The sequence below is a fragment of the Rhizobium sp. 01T444 genome (genome assembly GCF_056398305.1).
In genome coordinates this window covers 56,901-73,677 of sequence record NZ_JBFTPD010000025.1, presented here as the reverse complement: position 1 = coordinate 73,677, position 16,777 = coordinate 56,901, and the positions used below count along the sequence as shown (strand labels likewise).

13 protein-coding genes are annotated in these 16,777 nt (G+C 59.3%); 8 read left to right on the top strand and 5 right to left on the bottom strand.

Going from position 1 to position 16,777, the window contains the following annotated elements; genetic code table 11:
* Nucleotides 1-109 precede the first annotated feature (109 nt).
* The gene (locus tag AC1DTN_RS27240; RefSeq protein ID WP_162736584.1) at nucleotides 110-814 is read right to left on the bottom strand and encodes an autoinducer binding domain-containing protein; all 705 of its coding nucleotides are present in this window, start codon (nucleotides 812-814) and stop codon (nucleotides 110-112) included.
* Between the two features lie 117 nt (nucleotides 815-931).
* Entirely contained in the window at nucleotides 932-1,612 is a 681-nt protein-coding gene (locus tag AC1DTN_RS27235) for a response regulator transcription factor (protein ID WP_162748139.1), read from the bottom strand.
* Between the two features lie 45 nt (nucleotides 1,613-1,657).
* Here AC1DTN_RS27235 and AC1DTN_RS27230 point away from each other — a divergent pair, with 45 nt between their 5' ends.
* Nucleotides 1,658-2,527: a winged helix-turn-helix transcriptional regulator gene (locus tag AC1DTN_RS27230; protein WP_477923376.1), complete on the top strand. Its 870-nt coding sequence runs from the start codon at nucleotides 1,658-1,660 to the stop codon at nucleotides 2,525-2,527.
* A 14-nt stretch (nucleotides 2,528-2,541) separates the two neighbouring features.
* Complete coding sequence (locus AC1DTN_RS27225; RefSeq protein ID WP_477923375.1) at nucleotides 2,542-3,945, top strand: amidohydrolase family protein; 1,404 nt, start codon at nucleotides 2,542-2,544, stop codon at nucleotides 3,943-3,945.
* Between the two features lie 14 nt (nucleotides 3,946-3,959).
* Here AC1DTN_RS27225 and AC1DTN_RS27220 read toward each other — a convergent pair whose 3' ends face one another.
* From AC1DTN_RS27220 to AC1DTN_RS27210, 3 genes are all read right to left on the bottom strand, one after another.
* Nucleotides 3,960-5,306 (bottom strand): MmgE/PrpD family protein, encoded by a 1,347-nt coding sequence (locus tag AC1DTN_RS27220; RefSeq protein WP_477923373.1) that lies wholly within the window; start codon nucleotides 5,304-5,306, stop codon nucleotides 3,960-3,962.
* The gene (locus AC1DTN_RS27215) at nucleotides 5,294-6,373 is read right to left on the bottom strand and encodes a Rossmann-fold NAD(P)-binding domain-containing protein (protein ID WP_113184706.1); all 1,080 of its coding nucleotides are present in this window, start codon (nucleotides 6,371-6,373) and stop codon (nucleotides 5,294-5,296) included. Before AC1DTN_RS27215 ends, AC1DTN_RS27220 begins: the two co-directional genes overlap by 13 nt.
* 401 nt (nucleotides 6,374-6,774) lie before the next feature.
* Nucleotides 6,775-7,170: a helix-turn-helix domain-containing protein gene (locus AC1DTN_RS27210; RefSeq protein ID WP_113184707.1), complete on the bottom strand. Its 396-nt coding sequence runs from the start codon at nucleotides 7,168-7,170 to the stop codon at nucleotides 6,775-6,777.
* A gap of 750 nt (nucleotides 7,171-7,920) precedes the next feature.
* On the opposite strand from AC1DTN_RS27210, the gene AC1DTN_RS27205 reads away from it, so the two are divergent.
* From AC1DTN_RS27205 to AC1DTN_RS27180, 6 genes are all read left to right on the top strand, one after another.
* Nucleotides 7,921-8,676 carry an ImuA family protein gene (locus tag AC1DTN_RS27205; protein WP_113184708.1) on the top strand — a complete coding sequence of 252 codons (756 nt, stop codon included), beginning with the start codon at nucleotides 7,921-7,923 and terminating at the stop codon, nucleotides 8,674-8,676.
* A complete protein-coding gene (locus tag AC1DTN_RS27200) occupies nucleotides 8,597-10,111 on the top strand; it encodes a DUF6504 family protein (RefSeq protein WP_477923371.1) in 1,515 nt (504 codons plus the stop codon). Before AC1DTN_RS27205 ends, AC1DTN_RS27200 begins: the two co-directional genes overlap by 80 nt.
* A complete protein-coding gene (locus AC1DTN_RS27195) occupies nucleotides 10,108-13,407 on the top strand; it encodes an error-prone DNA polymerase (protein ID WP_477923370.1) in 3,300 nt (1,099 codons plus the stop codon). The genes AC1DTN_RS27200 and AC1DTN_RS27195 overlap by 4 nt, the downstream gene beginning before the upstream one ends.
* Nucleotides 13,408-13,472: 65 nt before the next feature.
* Nucleotides 13,473-14,705, top strand: a complete 1,233-nt coding sequence (locus AC1DTN_RS27190; RefSeq protein ID WP_003551148.1) for a tyrosine-type recombinase/integrase — start codon at nucleotides 13,473-13,475, stop codon at nucleotides 14,703-14,705.
* Nucleotides 14,702-15,622: a tyrosine-type recombinase/integrase gene (locus AC1DTN_RS27185; protein WP_477923368.1), complete on the top strand. Its 921-nt coding sequence runs from the start codon at nucleotides 14,702-14,704 to the stop codon at nucleotides 15,620-15,622. Before AC1DTN_RS27190 ends, AC1DTN_RS27185 begins: the two co-directional genes overlap by 4 nt.
* On the top strand, nucleotides 15,619-16,614 hold the full coding sequence (locus AC1DTN_RS27180) for a tyrosine-type recombinase/integrase (RefSeq protein ID WP_003551142.1): 996 nt from the start codon (nucleotides 15,619-15,621) through the stop codon (nucleotides 16,612-16,614). Before AC1DTN_RS27185 ends, AC1DTN_RS27180 begins: the two co-directional genes overlap by 4 nt.
* Nucleotides 16,615-16,777 lie beyond the last annotated feature (163 nt).

Here is a 16,777-nt window from a genome sequence, read left to right as displayed (position 1 = left end):
GATCGAGTCAAGGATGAAGATTCGGAAATGCTAAAATGCCATCGCGTCTCTGTCGTCGGCCGTCCAGCCGGGAGCAAGACATCAGCAGGGCGTCTTTTGCAGCGCCAGATCAAATAAGCCCCAATCGAGTGGCTACATGGACTGCATTTATCGTGTTGTCGGCGCCGAGCTTGCCTCGGGCCAACTTGAGATAATGGCGCACGGTGTCTTTCTTGATCTCGAGAATATCGGCGGTGAGCGATAAGGATTTTCCCACTGCGAGCCAATACAGACATTGCTTCTCTCTGACGGTGAGATGGATCTGGGGCTCCGCCATTGTCGATGGATCACGTCTCTTCAGGAGCGCATATAAGAGCGTCGTTGCGGTGATCGCCTGTATGTCGTCGAGCTTGCCCTCTCCCTTAAAGTCCGGCAGGTGGGATGCAAGTGTCAGGACTGCAGTGCGGCCGAGTGCGACGCCGATTGGGATCGACAAGCCGGAAACGATACCGAACTGACGTGCATGAGCGTAAAATCTCCGCTCCGCCGCTGTCGAGGCCCGATGCAGCGGCAGCGATGACCAATAAAAAGGTCTTCGCATGCGCTTGGCGGAGGCAATAACGGGATCGATCCTCTGGTACCGATTGGCAAAATAGATATCCGTCCATTTCCTGGGATAATCGGTGAAGACTTCGGGAAGGCTCGGGCGAATATTGACATAGGCATAATGCTCGAACCCACATTGCTGTGCAAATTTGTGCAATGCGAGTTGCTTGGATTGGTCGTCGTCCGAAAGGCTCAAAACATCAATCAAGGTATCCAGATTTTTCTTCACGGCGCATCGCTCCTTAGCCGGCCAAGCGAGGCTGCTAGATCGCCGGCCGAGATTTAACCGCAATTGAAGTATCCTGCAGCGATTAAACACTCATGAGACGATTTTTTGAATCCTTACTTATTCAGGGTTGATCGAGGAAATAAGGGCATAGCCGCCGAGCCGCACGGTCTGGATAAGTTCGCCAGCATTGGCCTGCGCCTTGGAAAGGCTGCGCCGAAGCCGACAGATATGAACGTCGATGCTGCGCTCGAGCGGCCTGCCAAGGCCTATATGCGTTGCGTCGAGCAAAGTGGCGCGAGACAGAACGGTGCCCGGATGGCGGCATAAGGCGAGCAGGATTTCGAACTCGGCTCCGAGAAGTTTGACGATCGAACCATCGGGCGCAAACAACTGACGCCGGTCCATATCAATGCGAAAGCCATCGAAACGCAGACTTCGTCCGCCTTTTCTGGAGGCCGGCCCCGATCGCCGCAGCAGCGCGCGAACATGCGTCATCAGTCGCTTTGGATCGCTGTCAAGCGGCAGGCAGAAGTCGGCTCCGGCTTCAATACCATCGAGATGCCGTTCCGGTGGAAGCAAAAGGATGATCGGAATACCGCTTTGATTTTTCACCTGCTCGCACAAGGCAACGCCAACGTGGCTTTCAACGACGATCGCGACGATGAGGAGCCGAAACTCGTGGTGAGTTAAACCCTGGTGCAGGACGCGCTCGGGCGACATCTCCGTGGTTGCCAGCTCGTCTTCCCTGAGGATGTGAGCGATCTGTTGCGCGAGCGTGAGGTCGTCGGACGCGATCAAGATTTCTGCCGGCTTTGATGGTTCCATCAGCCAAGAAGAGCATAGATGCGTGGGGATTCAACTCACAGATTTGAAGGCCTGCGGGCAATCGCAAAGCACTGCGAGACCTTGAAACATCATTTAATATCAAAGCGTTTGCCGAGTCCGACCGTTCGTGACATCGTTGATGCAAGACGTGTCGAACTTGAGAGAGCGTCTCGATTTCTCGCGGGTTCTATTGTGCAATCCAGAGTCGTCATAAGTTCGCTTGATACCGACTTCTGCCTTTCGGTTCGCCACATTCTCGCAGTGGATGGATTTGCGACCGAGCTGGCGATGGGCCCGGCCGAAACAATTGCCGCTATCAAGGAGAGAACGAATGTTGGGCTCCTTGTCGACGGACAGCCTGATTTTGCGCTCGGCCTCTGCAGAGTGCTGAAGGAGGACAGCTCAACCCGCCATGTACGCATTGTCACCCTTCTCGCAGCCGAACAATCGCATCGCTTCGCGCAATTCCTGGATGTCGGCGTCGAAGAGGCATTCATGCGACCGCTCGAACCCGATCGATATCTTCGCGCCTTAAAACGTTTGGTCGGCAACCATCACTCTTCCCCGGCATCGGCCGGGCTGGAGCGGCTCAATCATTCGGGTCTCATCGTCGATGCGCGGACGCACCGGATTCTCTTTGACGGGCATGACATTCATCTTGGCCCGGTCGAGTTCGAATTGCTGCGTGTGATGATTAGCGATCCCGGACGAGTGTTCAAACGAGATGAACTGGCGTCCGGGGCATGGCCGAAAGGTGTCTTCGTCGATCCGCGGACCGTCAACGTCCATATCGGCAGGCTTCGCAAGGCGCTAACGCCAATCATGAAGCTTGACGTCGTCCGAACTGTCCGAGGCATCGGATACGCACTGGAGTCCAATCCATTCTGAAAGGAAGGGACATCGTGAGCCCGCATCGCCCTATTGCGATCGTCAATGCAAGCGTCCTTACGGGCGACGGCATCCAGTTTCTCGAGAAGGCGAGCGTGCTCGTGTCCGACCAAATGATCGAGGCCGTCGCGCGAACGGACGAGACCGCATTGGCGGACGACTATGATGTGATCGACGCCAGTGGGTGCACGGTCCTTCCTGGCGTCATTAATGCCCATGCGCATGGATGCATCTGCGGCCCATCAATGCCGAGCGGATCGTTGCCACTTGACCCTTACGACGTCGATTATCAGCGCAACCGCCACCTCCTGTCCGGTACGACCACACTTTTAAACGTCTGCGGACTTGCCCTGCCAGACGAAATTGACGTTGGGCCAGGTCAGTCCCATCCGCTCGATATTCATGTCAGCACCGCCCATACGCCCTCTAGCATCGCGGCAGCTGTAGCCGCCGACGGGGCGGGTCTTGCAGGGCGCCATCTGACGGCGACAATCGACGAGATGCTCGCCCGCGGCGCCAAAGCGCTGGGCGAAGCTGGCGGCGGCCAGACACTCGGCGGCGGGGCGCAGGACTATCGTTTCCTGCCTAACGCCATCGAGAATGCATCAGGCCTTGCTGTCCATCCAAGGCTGGCCCGCCAACTCAAGGAGGCCGTGCTCGGCAGCAGGCTCGACAAGAAACACGACCGGAACAATGACGTGTTGTCACGGCTGATCGAGGAGAATGGGCTTTCGGTTAATTTCACGCCGGAAGGCTTGAGTAGATTGATACGTGATACCGTGATGCCATCGGTCGGGATTGCCCGTCGCGGTCTTGATGAAATCGCCGCACAAGCCGCTCGCACCGGGATGCCGGCAATCTTTCATAATGCCGCGCCGACGGCCGAACAGCTGATCGGACTTGCAAGAATCCATCCGAAGGCGCGTATCATAGCCGGCCACAGCAATCATTCTTCGTTCACGACAGAAGAAGCGCTGGTAACGGCCAAGGCGCTTCGCGATCTGGGTGCTGCTGTCGATGTGTCGACGCTCGACTGCATTTCCACGCGCTGGCGCAACGGCCCGGACAACTTCGATGCATTGATCAACGCGGGTCTCGTCGATACGCTTTCGACCGATTACGCGGGCGGCGACTGGGATGGCATTCTGCAAGCCATTCATCGGGTAGTACAAAAGAAGTTCATGTCGCCCGCAGCAGCGATCGCGCTGGCGACGGGTAACGTCGCCAGAATCTTTCCGGAACTGGCTGGCGATCGGGGATCGATCGCCAAGGGAAAACGCGGCGATGTCATCATCAGCGAGACTAACAATCTCGGCCGTGTCCGCCACGTTCTCGTCGCCGGCAGGATGGTCGTTTTCAACGGAAGCCTCGTCTGCCAGCCAACTGCTGCCGGTCACCGCTCTTTGCCGATCGACTGAACAGCTTCCGTCGATCAAAGGGGGTGGCGCACCGCCTGGAGGATCCGTGTGATCGCCTGAGGATCGCCGTCTGGCAAGATGGCAACGGCGTCGACTATGTCCTGCTGCTCGTCCTCGCGCAGCCGGTGGCGCGTCAGATAGCGAAATTTCTCGACGATAGCCTGCCAGTTCATCGGCCGCGCCTTGTCACCGGCCGGACTATGGACTTTAGAGGTCAACTCGAGCGTTCTGGTACGCAGGATCACACGCGAAAGGGTCTGCGTCGGAAAGGGTCGGTCGAGATCGGTATCAATGCTCAGGCGAACCTTCTGCGCAAAGCGGCTGAGGTCGCTTCGACCAAGAGCATCTGCCCCGATCGGTGCGAGCGCTTGCTTGCCGTCGATGGCGAGGATCGCCATGCAATAGGGCAGGCTGTACTGCATGTCGACCATGCTTTCCGGCGCATTCCTGTTGGCAAGCTTCAAGGCCCATGCAAAGGTTCGGACCTCGACCTCGACAATGTCTTCGGGGCTGATCGTATCTTCGTCGGCGAGCTCGCTATAGGCATCAAGTGCCGGGTGAATATAGCGACAACAGGCGTAGGGCTTGAAATAGGTGTCGGCGATTTCCCAATGGCGACCGAGCCCACCGAGAATGCGGCTGCCGTCGTAATAGTCCGGGTGATCGAGAAGGTCCTCAGGCCCTGTAAAACCGGCAGCCGCGAGATGGGCCGCCGTCATGCCGAGCAGGCTGCTCCATGCGATACCTTCCTTGACATCGTTGCCTGTCAGCCGTGAGTAGCCGGAACTGCCATTGGCAAGCTGGTTCGGCGCCATCACGCCCGAAATGGCGAGAGCATGCGAAAGCCGGACAGGCTCCAGCTGCAACAGGCGGCCGGCTGTCGCGGCCGAAGCGAAGGCTGCCCAGCGACCGGACTGGCGTGTGCGAATTCCGTCCGTCGTCTGCGAGGCGGCGATGCGGGCGCCGACATCATAGCCGCAGATGATCGCGCTGATCAGTTCACGTCCCGTCGCTCCGGTCTGGCCAGCTATCAACAACGCCGCGGGGATGACGCATGCCCCCGGATGTCCGCGAGCCGCGCGATTGCCGTCGTCGATGTCGAGCGCGGACGCGGCAGTGACATTGCAGAAAAGGGCCCCCGCCGGCGCGCACCTGCCGGCGCACCAAATCGGCGCCTCGCCGCTGCCAAAGACCGGTCCGGCCATGGTGCGCGCAGCTACCGCACTCGGCATGGCTACGCCTGCGATAGCAGCGCCCAGCAGATCCAGGATACAGCGTCGGGCGACGTCAGCGATGTCAGGACAATATTCTGTCGGTGCCGCCCGCACATGCTCGGCCAGAATGCGGGTCAGATAGGACATGTCCGGTCCACCTCCGACCCTGCATGTGCACGGCAATATTTATCGAAGCTCGCCTGGGCGACGAAGAGATCGAGCATTGGCAGGCCGACACAGGTAACGCAGGTCGGTCCGGCATTGTCTTCGTACCAGGGTGCTGGATTTGCGAGTTCGCGTATGCCGATGAGCGGTCCAATCGTTTCCAGCGACAGGCCTCGGCTGGAAAAATGCAGGGCGATGCTTTGCGAATTGCGCCTCGAAACGGTCTGGAGATCGTCGCAAACCATGAGGCCGGTTCGAAACACCCGTTTCAGATAATCGTCCGGCGCCTCGTTGCCCCCAAGATGGAGCGTGGTCGCCTCTTGCGCCAGATCCTCGTCCGCAAAGACTGGTTCGCGGGCATTGGACGCGGTGACGACCAGGGAGCAGCAGCGCATGGTCCGGTTGTCATCGACAGGGACGAGCGGGATCTTGACTTCGCCCGAGAGCGCAATTGCAAGCGCGCGGGCGTTTTCCAATCTGCGGGCGCGGACGAAGATCTGCTCGATCCTGTCCGCGCAGGAAAAGGCAAGCGACCGGATGACGCTCTGCGCAACCGGCCCGGCTCCAACCAGAAAGACGCAGGAGGCAGTGCCACGGGCAAGACATGCTTCTGCGACGAGTGAGGCATAGGTTCCGGTCCGGTCTGCCGAAAGCGCCGTCTCGTCGAGGATCGCAATCGGGCGAAGTGTGAACTTGTCGAGCAGGATGAAGGTCGATGTTGATCTCGGAAGCCCGAGGCTGCGATTGAAGGCATTGGCGCCGATGATCTTCACCCCGCCATGCGTCGAGCTGACGCTATAGAGAGATGACAGCTTCCAGCCGAGACGTTCTTCGGCAAAATCAGGCTTGAAGGCGGTAAAATCGGGGACCGACCAAAACTCGTCTTCGGGCAAGGACAGGACCGCCTTGCCGCCGCGCGCCGCCCCGGACCGGATTTCGGCCCAGGCTCGCGCTACGGCCTCGTGCACGTCCTTGGTCGTCAGCGCGCAGCCTCTCGTGGCGAGGTCCGACCTTGTCAAAAATGCAATTCCGCTCAACGCGTCTGTCATCGTCTCCTCCCTTTCTAGAGCTGACGAGTGCAGAGCCAGTTTAGAGGTTTCGCCTCATGTGGGAGGTGAAGGTTTCAACAAGATTGATGCTCAAGGGTGGTCGCTCGGCATCGCCTGGGAAACATTTCCGTAAACTTTGCACGGACGCCGTCAGCAGGTTCAGCGGCTGCTGCATATCGCGTTCACCTGTTCAGCTATAATCTGAATGTGGGGGACGTCCTTGGAGAGCACGTCGTCTCGCAACAATGACGGCGACCTCGCTGCCAATTGCCGCGGCACAACCGGTGCCGCAGGCCCTTGTCCGTCAGTACTGTCATTGTGAATACGCTTGGGCAGAACAGCGAGCACATGGTTGCTTCGGCTAAAGCCCGATTGAGTAAACGACGACCCAGGTCGCAACGCTATTGCGCGATTTCCGCTCCGACCTCATTTTGCGTGCCCGGCCCGGCTACCAGCGTGATGAGACTCCGCATCGCCTCGCGAATGGCAGGGTTCTGGATCTGATCGATTTCTGTCGGTCGTCGTCCGGCGAGGTTTGGCTCTCGCGTCGGATCGTTGCTGACAATCTGTTCGGCCCCGCTGAACAAGTCATCCAGTGACACCCCGAGGGCGCGCGCCATTTCGTAAAGCGCACTGGCGCTGACGCGATTGATGCCTGTCTCGTATTTCTGGATCTGCGGGAAGGAAATGCCGAGCGCCTCACCAAGTGCGGTTTGGCTAATTCCTCTGCTTTTTCGAATGCGCTGCAGGTTTTGTCCAACGACAGCGTCGATCGGATTGCCTTTTGGACGGGCCAATTCATTCTCCTGGTTTTGTGTTCTTTTGCGCTGAACGAGGCAGCTGGCGGGGATAGAGACGACAGGATTTCAAAGGCGGGATATAAGCATGATCATTGGCATTTGGCCGTGCAATCAAGCTTCGGTCCGACCAGGCGTGTTCACTGCTGAGCACGCCGCAGACGAGATCGAGCGGCGCATTCGTCAATGACCCTCTCTTATAATTGCAGATGTCGAGCGGGGGTCGACCAGATGACGACCGAATGGATTGATCGCGACAAGCGCAACCAAAATTGCGAGCGCGGAGACAGTAAAAATGGGTGTTTGGACGCGCATCGTTCTTCCAGCCATCAGCTTCGGCCAACTATCTGCCGCGTTCTAACGTCAGACCAAACCAAAAGTTCCCTGTTTTTCACAAGGCAAAAGCTTGCCATCCGGTCAGGAGCCGGGCGGCCCGTCGGGCGACTGGGTCGATCATCGCCGCGGCGGCAAGGATTTCCTGGATCTGCCTGCAGACGGGCATGGCGAGCTGAGGCAAGGGGCCAGCAAACAATAGGTATTTTTTCTTATGCCGACATTTTTCAAGTTCGTTCGAATCCGTTCATTTGGTTGAACTAATTCTATTTTTTTGCCATTCCGTGGTGCGGATAGCGCCCGGTTAGGAATATTCACCTCAACAGCTACGTTGACTCACGTTTGAATTAGGAACAAATAAAGAACATATCCGCTTTCCTGCGGTGTGGATACGTTTAACATGATGAAGACCGGACAATGGCTCGGCCAGGCGCAAACCGAATTATCTATGAGCTTCGAGAGCGTATCCAGCATCTCGAAGGGGCGGCCGCCCGGCCGAAGGCGGTCTTGCCCTTCGGTGTCGGCGAAATCGACGAGAAGCTTCCCGGCGGGGGCCTTGCCTATGGCGCGATCCACGAATTCGCCGGAGGCGGGGCCGGCGCCGTCAACGGCGCTGCTGCTGCCTTGTTTGTCGCAGGCATAGCGGCCCGCACCAAGGGCACGGTCGTGTGGTGCCTGGCGCGTCCCGATCTCTTCGCACCGGCGCTCGCGCAGACCGGCCTTCATCCGGATCGCGTGATCTATGTCGAGGCGGTTCACGAGGAATATGTGCTTGAGGCCTGTGAGGAGGCCTTGCGCTTCGGCGGGCTTGGCGCGGTCGTGGCCGAAACGGTGCGCTTGCCAATGGTCGTTTCACGCCGTCTGCAACTGGCCGCGGAGGGATCCGGAACGCTCGGGCTGATCATCCGGCGCTGGCGACGCCAGACGGAGGCAAGTGATTTCGGGCATCCGACGGCCGCTGCCTCGCGCTGGCGCGTTTCGGTCTTGCCGTCCGAGCCGCTGCCCGTTCCCGGCATCGGTAGAGCCAGGTGGCTCGCCGAATTGATCAGGATCAAGGCCGGAGAAAGTACAGATTTCATCGTCGAGGCATGTGATGGCCAGGGTCGTCTCCGTATATCTTCCGACGCTGCGGACAGATCGGATCAGACGCGCCGATCCGTCCCTTCCGGCTGACGCACCGCTTGTCGTGGTCGCAAAGAGCGGGTCGAAGCGATGGCTGTCGGCGGTCGACGCAAACGCCGCAAAGCTTGGCCTGACTATCGGCATGCCGGCCGCCAAGGCGCAGGCATTCGTGCGGGGACTTAACATGGTCGATGCCGATCCTGCAGGCGATCTTGCGGTATTGGAGCGCATCACCCTTTGGGCGCTTACCCGATATTCGCCTGTCGTTGCCTTGGACCCACCTGACGGCATCGTCATGGACACCGAGGGTGCCGACCATCTGCAGGGCGGGGAGGGGCCTATGCTGTCAGGCCTGGTCAACAGCTTCCGCGCCAAAGGTCTGGCGGCACGGGCAGCGGTCGCAGACAGCTGGGGAGCAGCCCATGCGCTGGCGCGCTCGATCGGCAACGAGACAAGCGTGGTGGCACCAGGCCGGACAGTCGATGCCGTGACCGATCTGCCGATTGCCTCGCTTCGTCTCAACGCGGAGGTCGTGACAGGTTTGCGTATCCTCGGGTTTCGCACCGTCGGTGAACTGGCGGCAACGCCAAGAGCACCGCTGACCCTGCGCTTTGGCCCGGAGATCACGCGCAGGCTCGACCAGATGTTTGGCCGGGTAGCCGAGCCCATCGATCCAATCCGCTCGCCCGACTTCGTCGAAGTGTCACGGTCCTTCGCAGATCCGATCGGCGCTGCGGAGACGATCGCCAAATATGTCTCGCTGCTGGTGCACAGGCTCTGCCGTGTCCTTCAGGCAAGGGGCCTTGGCGTACGCCGCACGGACCTCATCGTCCACCGGGTCGACAATACGGTCCAGGCGCTGAGGGCCGGAACTGCAAAGCCTGTCCGCGACATTGCCTGGCTGACCAAACTCCTGCACGATCGGATCGAACGCATCGATCCGGGCTTCGGCATCGAGAAGCTCAGCCTTGCTGCCATCATGGTCGAGCCGCTTGAAGACAGGCAGTTTGCTTCCGCCCTGATCGAAGAGGCCAAGGTCGATATCGGCGCTTTCGTCGACATTCTCGGCAATCGTGGAAAATTCCGTCTCTACCGCGTCGCGCCGGTGGCCAGCGACGTTGCGGAGCGATCACTGCAAAGCATCTCGCCTGTCGCCGAAGAGCAGGGACAGAGCTGGCCGTTGAACTGGCCGCGCCCGGTCCGGCTGATGGATCGCCCGGAACCGATCGAGGTCATGGCGCTGCTGCCCGACCACCCTCCCGTGTGGTTCACCTGGCGCGGTAAGCGATACCGGGTGAAACAGGCCGACGGCCCCGAGCGCATCTTCGGCGAATGGTGGCAGCGATCGTCGGAATGGGTCGCCGTGCGCGACTATTTCACCGTCGCGGACGAGACCGGTGAACGCTACTGGATTTATCGCGCTGGCGACGGTGTCGACCCCGAGACCGGATCGCATCGTTGGTTCATGCATGGAACCTTCACATGAGCTATGCCGAGCTGCAGGTCACGACGCATTTTTCTTTTTTGCGCGGCGCATCCTCGGCCGACGAACTGTTTGCGACCGCCAAGGCCATCGGCATAGAGGCTCTCGGCATTGTCGACCGCAATTCGCTAGCGGGTATCGTGCGGGCACTGGAGGCATCGCGAGCCACCGGTCTTCGCCTGGTCGTCGGCTGTCGTCTCGACCTGACGGACGGCATGTCGATCCTCGTCTACCCGACAGACCGTGCGGCCTACTCGCGGCTGACACGATTGCTGACGCTCGGAAAGAGCAGGGGCGGGAAGGCCAAATGCATCCTGACGCTCGACGACGTCGCTCTCTATGCGGAAGGGCTGATCGCCATCCTGGTGCCGGATCTCGCCGATGAGACATGCGCCCTCCAGCTCAGAAAGACGGCGGAGATTTTCCAAAACAGAGCCTATGTAGCTTTGAGCCTCAGACGCCGGCCGAACGATCAGCTCCGGCTGCACGAAATTGCCGTGATGGCTGCCAGCCACAAGGTCAAAACCGTCGTCACCAATGACGTGCTCTTTCACGAGCCCGCCCGGCGGCAGTTGCAGGACGTGGTGACCTGCATTCGAAACCGCACGACGATCGACGATGTCGGTTTCGAGCGCGAACGCCATGCCGACCGGTACCTCAAGTCGCCGGAGGAAATGCAGCGGCTGTTTGCACGCTATCCGCAAGCGCTTGCGCGGACGATGGAGATTGTCGCGCGCTGCACGTTCTCCATGGAAGAACTGACCTATCAGTACCCTGAGGAAGCAATTGTTGCCGGCATGGACGCGCAGCAGTCGCTTGAACACTATGTCCGGGAACACATCCCGGCGCGATATCCCGATGGCTTGCCGCAGAAGGTGCTTCGCTCCATCCGCCACGAGCTCGATCTCGTCAAGGAAATGCGCTACGCGCCTTACTTCCTGACGGTGTTTTCGATCGTTCGTTACGCCCGCAGCCAGGGCATCCTTTGTCAGGGGAGGGGCTCGGCCGCCAATAGTGCCATCTGCTACATTCTCGGCATTACCAGCATCGACCCTGACACCAACGACCTTTTGTTTGAACGTTTCGTCAGCCGGGAACGCGACGAGCCGCCCGACATCGATGTCGACTTTGAACACGAACGGCGCGAGGAGGTCATCCAGTGGATCTACAGGACGTACGGGCGCCATAAGGCGGCACTCTGCGCCACTGTCACGCGCTACCGGACGAAGGGCGCCATCCGTGACGTCGGCAAGGCGCTCGGACTGCCCGAGGATTTGATCAAGGCACTTTCATCGGGGGTGTGGGCCTGGAGCGAGGCCGTCGGTGAACAACATGTCCGGGACCTAAACCTCAATCCCGACGACCGCCGGCTTGCACTCACCCTCCGCCTTGCCCAGCAGCTGATGGGTGCGCCACGCCATCTCGGCCAGCATCCGGGCGGCTTCGTGTTGACCCATGACCGGCTCGACGATCTGGTGCCGATCGAGCCGGCCTCCATGGTCGATCGGCAGGTGATCGAGTGGGACAAGGATGACGTCGAGGCACTCAAATTCATGAAGGTCGACGTACTGGCGCTCGGCATGCTGACATGCATGGCCAAGAGCTTTGCCTTGCTGCGCGAGGAGAAGAATGTAGATCTCGATCTTGCGACCATCCCGCAGGAAGATGCGAAGACTTATGCAATGATCCGCAAGGCCGATACGTTGGGCACCTTCCAGATCGAGAGCCGCGCGCAAATGTCGATGCTGCCACGCCTCAAGCCCGAAACCTTCTATGATCTCGTCATCCAGGTCGCGATCGTCCGCCCCGGTCCAATCCAGGGCGACATGGTGCATCCCTATCTCCGTCGCCGGGAGGGCAAGGAGAAGCCCGAATATCCGACGCCCGAGCTGGAATCCGTTCTCGCCAAGACGCTCGGCGTACCGCTGTTTCAAGAAAGCGCCATGAAGGTCGCCATGGTCTGCGCGGGCTTCACCGGCGGTGAGGCCGATCAGCTCAGAAAAAGCATGGCGACCTTCAAATTCACCGGCGGGGTGAGCCGCTTCAAGGACAAGCTGATCTCCGGAATGATCCGCAACGGCTATGAGCCCGAATTTGCCGAAAAGACATTCAGTCAGCTCGAAGGGTTCGGTTCCTATGGTTTTCCGGAAAGCCATGCCGCAAGCTTTGCGCTGATTGCCTATGCCTCGAACTGGATGAAGTGCCACCATCCGGATGTCTTCTGTGCGGCATTGTTGAACAGCCAGCCGATGGGTTTTTATGCGCCGGCCCAAATCGTGCGCGACGCAAGGGAACACGGCGTCGCCATCCGGCCCGTCTGCGTCAACCGGTCCCGCTGGGATTGCACGCTGGAACCGGTCGCGGGTTCCAACCGGCTCGCAGTTCGGCTCGGCATGCGCATGGTACGTGGTCTGGCAACGGCTGATGCCGCCCGGATCGTCGCTGCAAGAGCCGATCAACCCTTCGACAGTGTCGACGACATGTGGCGTCGTTCCGGTGTTCCCGCCGCCTGCCTGGTGGAACTTGCCGAGGCGGATGCTTTCCGACCCTCCTTCCGCCTCGAGCGTCGCGATGCCCTATGGGCGATCAAGGCGCTAAGAGATGAGCCATTGCCGCTCTTTGCGGCGGCCGCCGCAGGGGAGGAAAGGACGGTCGGAGAGCAACAGGAGCCAGCCGTCGACCTCCGGCCGATGGCTGAGGGTCATAACGTCGTCCTCGACTACGGGCATACAGGACTGACGCTTCGGGACCATCCGGTCAGTTTCCTACGTCGAGAGCTTACCGAGCGCCGCATCGTCACCTGTTCGGAGGCAATGTCGGCCTCCGACGGCCGATGGTTGATGGCGGCCGGACTGGTCCTGGTGCGTCAGCGGCCGGGCTCGGCAAAGGGTGTGATTTTCCTGACGGTGGAAGACGAGACAGGGGTTGCCAATGTCGTCATCTGGCCCAAGCTCTTTGAGCGGTCGAGACGGATTGCGCTCGGCGCCTCGATGATGGCGATCAACGGGCGCATCCAGCGGGAGGGCGATGTCGTTCATCTCGTTGCCCAGCAACTCTTCGACATGTCGAGCAGCCTGAACGATCTTGCTGACCGGGATGTGGAATTCCGCCTGGCGACGGGAAGGGGAGACGAGTTTGCCCATGGTTCTCCCCAAAGAGCCGATCCGCGCGAAACGGCGGCGGCGGCGATGAAGTCGCGCGACATTTTGATCCCGTTATGCCGAGTTCGGCATAAGGGCGTTTATCCCGAGCCGGATACTATGCCGAGCTCATTCCCTAAAGCCCGAGATTTCCGGTAAACCAAGCTCAATGGCTCGGCATAGTAGCTTGTCTCTGCAACTTCAACTTAGCGGAGACGACATAAATGACCGTACCTTCTTTCGCGGGGATGCAGTGCTGGAAGCTGATCGAGGATTGGCCGCATCGGCAAAGCGTGGATGCCCTCGTCCTATCAATGGTGGACAAGGGCTACACTAAGGAGTCCATCATTCGATCCGTCCGGCTTGTTGGCGCATTCATCAAGTTCCAGATCGATCACCACGAGGCAGAGCCTGGAAGGATGGAGCCTGCCGACTTCGGACGTTTTATCGCTAGACGAGAGGCAGACGGCAAACTTCAGAATGGCAATCGAGCGACGCTGAGACGGCTGCAGGTCGAGCTTATCGCCGCTGGTGCCCTATGCCCAACGACTGAGCCAGTCCACCAGGCTGAGGCCGTCTTGGCACTTTACGGCGCGGAACTCCGCCGCAGAGGCTATTCGAAGCAATCGATTTCCGGACATATGTGGTGTGTTCGTCGCTTTCTTCTGGGGGTCTGGGACGATTATTCAGGTATCTCCCGGCTCACTCACGTCGAGGTGCGGGCCTATCTGACCAAAAGCTTCGCGGGCTACTCAAGCAACAGCCTCGGAACCTGGTTCGGGCATATCCGGGTTCTGCTTCGATTCTTGCACGCTTCAGGACACATCAAGCAAAACCTATCTCCGGCGGTGCCAAGTCCGAGGAACCTGCGTTTCTCGGCGTTGCCTGCATATATGAGCGTCGCGCAACTCGATGCCGTTTTGAAGAACTGCGATCTTTCCACGGTATCTGGACGCAGAGACCATGCCGTTGTCCTGCTGTTATCGAGGCTTGGCTTGCGTGCAAGCGAGGTGGCCCTTTTGTCGCTCGATGACATCAATTGGCAGTCGGGGCTCCTTCGTGTCCATGGCAAGGGCGGCAGGGTTGTGACCATGCCTTTACCGAATGATGTCGGAGCGGCAATCGCGGACTACGTTCTGAATGGGCGGCCGATATCCGGGTCTCGGACGATATTTCACAGGGTCTTGACCCCATGTACGCCGTTCACGACGGCGACGCCGGTCATTCTGATAGCTGGCAGGGCCCTGAAGCGGGCGGAGGTTACGGGCACCAGGTCTCATCATGCCCACATCTTCCGACACACCTTTGCTACTGTGGCCATCAGGTCCGGCGTTGGTATGACTGAACTTGCTCAACTCCTTCGCCACAAGGACCCTGACACCACCAGGATATATGCCAAATTCGATATCGAGCGCCTTCGATCTCTTTCACGGTCATGGGCAGGAGAAGTGCTATGATGGAGATGGCCGAAGCCCTTGAACAATACCTGACCCTGCGACGCTCGCTTGGGTTCAAGCTCCGGAGCCAGGAAAGCCGACTTCGCAATTTCGTGCGATATGCGGCAGCTCATGGGGAGCAGCGGATCACCGCAAAGATTGCCGTCGATTGGGCAGGCCACCAGTGTGGACCTGCGACGTGGTCATCGCGCCTGTCGACCGTCAGATCATTTGCCCGCCATGTTCAGGTGGTCGACCCCCTGACAGAGATACCGCCCTCCCAAATCTTTCCCCCACAACGAAGGCCCCGCCCATTCGTCTATTCTGACGAACAGATCGCTGATCTGATGAAGTCAATGATCGACCTACATCCCGGAAGCTTCCGGGGGCCGACATATCACTATTTCTTCGGTTTGCTGGCTTCGACCGGGCTTCGGTTCTCCGAGGCGACGCGGTTGCTCCGGACGGACGCTGATCTGGAAACGGGCACGTTGACGATCCGCGCGACGAAGTTCGGGAAGACCCGTATCGTCCCGTTGCACCCGAGCACGACGTTGGCGCTTCAACGATATGCGTCTATGCGAGACGAACAGCCGATCAGGCAGGCGAGCGACTACTTTTTCGTGGGAGATCGCGGGAAAGCTCTGATCCATGCCAACCCGCACTTTTCTTTCATCCTATGGACGCGTCGGGCGGGCCTGCGACAGGCGCACGAGCGTAACGGCCCCCGAATACATGACCTTCGGCACACCTTCGCCGTTCGGACATTGCTGGCCTGGTATCAGGCGGACGAGGACATCGACCGACGCTTGCCAGAGCTATCGACTTATCTCGGGCACAATCATTCCGACGCGACCTACTGGTATCTGAGCGCCCATCCCGATCTCCTAGATGAGGCAAAGCGTCGACTGGAAGCCAAGTGGGAGGCCGCCCAATGACAAATCCTCTGCCAAGGCTGATCGAACGCTTTTTTACCCAGCGTCTTGCCCGCCAACGTAATGTCAGCCCACACACAATCGCCTCCTATCGGGATACATTCAAACTCTTCCTGAAGTTCACCCATCGTCGAACCGGCAGGTATCCGTCCGATCTGCAATTGGATGACTTCGATGCAGAGCTGGTGGTGGCGTTCCTCGACGAGTTGGACCTGGAGCGCCATGCCAGTCCGGCGACCTTCAATCTTCGGCTGACGGCAATCCGGTGCTTCTTTCGCTTCCTGGCGTTCGAGGAGCCAGCCTATAGCGGCCAAATCCAGCGTGTCCTCGCGATACCAGGCAAGATCGGAGCGAAACGCGAGGTCCAGTTTCTCACGAGGACAGAGATCGACGCAATTCTCGCTGCCCCAGACCGGAAGACCTGGCTCGGTCGCAGAGACCACCTCCTGCTGCTGACTGCCCTGCAAACAGGAATGCGCCTGTCCGAGCTGGTCGGGCTTGACCGGGCTGCGATCACGGTCGGGACAGCGGGATATATCCGCTGCTTTGGGAAGGGTCGTAAGGAGCGATGCACCCCGATCACCAAAGTCTTGAATGCCACAATCACAAGGTGGTTGGATGAGCCGCCCATCGCAAATGGAATGATCCTGTTTCCGACCATTCACGGTGGCCGGATGAGCCCGGATGCAGTCCAATACCTTTTGGCGAAGTACGTACTGGCTGCGTCGAAGACCTGCACCTCGCTTCGCGCAAAAAGAATATCGCCCCATGTTCTTCGACACAGTGCGGCAATGGCACTGCTCGATGCGGGCGTCGACAGCACGGTTATCTCCTTGTGGCTCGGGCACGAATCCACCAAGTCGACACAGCCATATCTACACGCGCATCTGGCTATCAAGGAGGCCGCGCTCGCGAAGATCGAGCCTTTCCAGGATTGTTCACCAGGTCGGTTCAGGGCCGGAGACGACCTGCTCTCCTTCCTGGAGAAGCTTTGACCTCTATTTGCTGTTAGTGACCCGCAAGCACGCTTCCGAGGCTGGAGAACGTAGGATGTTACTGATTTTCAGGAGACCCCTGCAGCGTCGATGGCAAGAATGCGCCAAAAGACGACATGTTCATGAGCATCGAAAAAGGTTGTTTTGATCCTCGTTTCTGGCG